This window comes from Herbaspirillum autotrophicum (assembly GCF_001189915.1).
Classification (GTDB): Bacteria; Pseudomonadota; Gammaproteobacteria; order Burkholderiales; family Burkholderiaceae_D; genus Herbaspirillum; species Herbaspirillum autotrophicum.
This window is the reverse complement of record NZ_LFLS01000075.1, coordinates 1-3,550: the sequence shown is the minus strand read 5'-3', so window position 1 is coordinate 3,550 and position 3,550 is coordinate 1. Positions and strand designations below refer to the sequence as shown.

General features: G+C 63.5%; 1 pseudogene. It reads right to left on the bottom strand.

Going from position 1 to position 3,550, the window contains the following annotated elements:
• Positions 1-3,550: pseudogene (locus AKL27_RS28265) on the bottom strand (hemagglutinin); the annotation flags it as partial.

The window sequence follows — 3,550 nt, the reverse complement described above, 5'->3', positions numbered from 1 at the left end:
TGCGGTGACGCCGGAAACCAGATTGATATTGCCGCCGGCCGTGATGTTGTTGACCGAGCCGGCCGCGCCGGTCAGCAATGGCGTGCTGATGTTCAGGTTGCCGCCGCTGTAGTCATAACCGCTGCCAGCCTGATAAGCGCCCTGCGACTGATACACCGACAGGCTGCCCTTGTTGTTGGCGGTAATGCGTTCACTGGCACTCAGGTTGACGTTGGCAAAGCCCACCGCGAGGCGGTCGTAGGACTTGATATTGGCCGGTTGCGTGAATGGCCCGAAACCGAATTCCAGGCGCTCGGTATTGAGGTTGAGCGTGCCGCTGCCGGTGCCGGCACCATTGGCGATGATGCTGCCCGGTACCCGTTCAGTACCGCCCCACACCAGATTGGCGGTATGAATCGTCGCCACGCTGCCAGCGCCGCCGTAACCATAGATCGCCGGCGTGGTCAGCACCAGCCGGTCCAGCGTCGATTTGCCGGTCACTGCATCATACGTGTCGAGCGTGACATCGCCATAGAAGTTGACGCTGTTGGCCGCGCTCAGCACCAGCGTCTGGATTGCCGGCGCACCGGTACTGGTGTCGCCGCGCAGCAGCCGGTTCAGTACATCCTGATTCAGCGCCAGTCCGGCCGAACGAATGCCGGCCGCTTCGGCGTCGGCCAGCGCCTGCGGGCTGCCGATATTGATTGCGCCCACCGCCAGCGTCAGGTTGCGCGTGCCATAACGTACTGCGTCATCGAGCACGAAACTGCCGGTGGTCGACGCCAGCAAGGTGCCTTCCGAATACAGTGTGGTGGTCCCCACGCACGGGGCCACCGTGCAGCCGCCGATATAAATGCCGCCGCGCGCAGTGGTACTGCTTGGCGTCACATTAAGCAAGCCGTTGGACGCTGCCACCATGTACAAGGCAGACTGGTAAATGAAGCCGTTGCTGGAATCGTAGGCTGCCGCACCGCGCCCCAGCGTGCTGATACCCGCGCCCTGTTCGATATTGATCGAGCCCTTGGGTGAAGACGGGTCAAAACCTTCGCCGGCAATCAGGAACACTTCCGGTGCCGACAACTGCGCGCCGGAACGCAAATGCACTTGCTCCGCGGGTGTCGCAAAGCTCACGATATTGCCGCCCTGCCCATACAACACCGACGCCATGCCGCCGATCACCATGCGCGACGCGCCAATGTTGTTGAGAGTGTCGGCGTCGAGCGAAATACCGGCAAAGCCGGCGGTTGCCGCCTGGCCGCTGCCAACGATTTCGATATAGGCCTTGCCGCTGCCATTGGCCACTGTCACGGCGAGCGTCCCGCCATAACCGCCGGCGGCGGCATTGAAGCGGCCCTCCCCTTCGAAGCGGAAGGCATCGATGCCGGCCCCGGGTTGCAGATTCAGGTGCAAGGTACGGGCATCGACCGGCAACATCGGCCGCGGCACACCGAGCCGCGCGGCGTCGGCCAAGGCAAACGCGGTGAAGCCGGTTTCGTTGTATTGCGAATAGCTGCGCAATACATTGGCCGGCGTCACGATCAGCTGGCTGGCCAGGCTGTCGCGCACATCGGTGCCGGCAATCGACAAGGTCCCGGCCGCAGCCCATGAACCATTGCGCATCGCTTGCGCCGCAGTCAACGCGCCTTGCCCGGCAAGGCCATTGATTTCGACCCGGAATGCGCCCGGCATCAGGGCATAGGTCGACGGCATCAGCGTGTAAGTACCGGCCGGCAAACCGGGCACGCCGTTGCCAATCGTGATCTGACGGCCGATGGCCGGATCGACCGCGCCATGCTCACCGCCCATTGGCGCAAAGTTGCTCTGCATGCCCGGCACAATCGCGTACACCGGATTGGTTGCCAGACCCGGCAAGGTGAAACCGCTGTTGGCGCCGTATTGCAGCAATGGATTGAAACGGGCATCGGTGGAACCGCCGCGCCCGGTCACAAAGCCGGCGCCGAGCAATTCGCCGCCGCCCGACAGATCGAGTACTGCGCCCGGCTTGACTGCCACCGACAGGCCGCCAAAGGTAACCCCGGTAGTCAGCCTGCCGCCGCTGTTGACGCCGCCGACGCCGCCGAACACCACGGTCTTGCCATCGTAAGTCCAGGTTTGGCCATCAACGGTACCGCCATACGGCATGACCAGACCAGCGCCGCTGACCGAAGTCACGCTGCGGTCAAGCAAATTCACGCTCAGCGTTTTTTTATCGTCGTAACCTGAAGCACCGAGACCGATGAAGCCAAGCGGCGCCCGCACAATGCCGCCCTGTTCGATGTGCGCGGCCGACAATTGCAGGGAGCCGAACGCCGAATACGGCATGGCCGGCAGATAATCGGTGGTGCGGCCAATCGTCAGGCTGCGTGTCGGATCATAAGCAACGCCGTAGTAGCCCTTGGTATAGCCAGCCTGCACCGTGGCCCCGACCCCGCTGTCAGGATACAGTTGAGCCGCGCGCAACAGCATGTCCCCGCTGCTGTTGAGCGCCGTGGTCGGGGTATTGCCATCCCAGCCATCGCTGATGCCGAGGAAACGCAAGTCGCCGGTGCTGACCATGCCGACCCGCTGCGCATTGAATCCGACTTCCCCCCGGATATCGATCAGATTGGCGTGGCCGTTGATTTCGGCAGCGACGGCGCGGGTACTCACATCGACCTTGTCCGGGATCGTATAAAAATCACGCACCGGCAGCTTGGTCGCCGCCAGACGCAGATAATTGGCGCTCAGATTGATGTTGCTGCTGGCCGGTGCGCCGGCCGCCAGCGCATAGCTGGTCGCATACAGTTGCAGATTCTGATCCAACTTGAGATCGATGTCGCCGGCAAAGCTGATCGCGCCCTGGCTCAGCAACGCCAGGCTGTCGAAACCGCCGGCCCGCACTTGTTCCACCGACAGCCGGCCATGGCCATAGGTCAATGCCGCAGCAGCCTGCACCGGGTCAGTCAATCCTGCCAGGTCGCTGGCGCCGGCATTCTGTGCGAGTATCAGGTCACGTGGTGTGAGCACCGCACCAGGATTGAGTGCCTTCCTGTACAACGGCGCTTCCAATGCCACGCTCAGCGCGCCGCCGGCGGCACCAGCGCCGCCGGCCTTGGCCTGCATGCTGCCTTCCAGATAGAGACCATTGCCCGAGGTCAGTGCAATGCTGCCGCCCGCACTCGCCACCGGCACCGCCCCGAGGCCGGCGATATCGCGCGTGGCTTGCGCGCCCGAGGCATCCAGCAGCGCCCCTTCGCGCACCACCACAAACAGATTCGGTGCACTGGCGTTGCCGAGGGCGTGGTTGATGTCACCGCCAATGACGATGCTGCCGCCATTGCGTACTTGACCGTAACGCGTGCCATTGAACGCTACCGCCGTCACCGCGCGCGCCGCCACGTCGAGCACCGCCTGTTCGCCGATCCAGATCGAGCGGCCATGACCGGCGGCTTCCACCGCTTCCGTCACGCTCGCATTCATGCTGACGGCACCCAGTTTGATCGCACCACCCCAGGCGTTGAGGCGGCCATCCACCGTCAACTGGCCGATACTGCTGATGCTGATGTTCTGGCCGGGATCAACATTGATCACC